At 38.1% G+C, this 344-nt stretch carries 1 protein-coding gene and 1 pseudogene; both read left to right on the forward strand.

Features of this window, described 5'->3' with window-relative positions:
* Positions 1-215, forward strand: a pseudogene (locus HPK16_RS17255) (DUF4352 domain-containing protein); the annotation flags it as partial.
* Between the two features lie 28 nt (positions 216-243).
* On the forward strand, positions 244-344 hold a 101-nt coding region (locus HPK16_RS17260), incomplete at its 3' end, for a hypothetical protein (protein WP_181677977.1).

Genomic DNA, 344 nt, shown 5'->3' on the forward strand with positions numbered 1-344 from the left:
TTTTCAAATCTGGTGACAAAACGTACCAAGTGAAAGCAGATGCCAACAATATCGGAACAGAAATCGCAGCTGACAAAACAGTGAGCGGAGCCATCAATTTTGAATTACCGAAAGACGTAAAATCTGGTGAGTTTTCGTATCAACCAGTGACATTCGGAAAAGACAAACCAAAAATACTCGCAACATGGAAAATTTCGATTCCAAACAATAAGTAAGGTTTAAAATCTACGAGGAGATGATTCTTTGAAAATCGCAGTTATTGGGTTAGGCTATATCGGTTTACCAACGGCTATCATGTTTGCTAATCATGGTCAGAATGTGATAGGTATCGATCTGAAAGAAGA

The organism is Paenilisteria rustica (assembly GCF_013820765.1).
In the GTDB taxonomy this organism is placed as follows: domain Bacteria; phylum Bacillota; class Bacilli; order Lactobacillales; family Listeriaceae; genus Listeria_A; species Listeria_A rustica.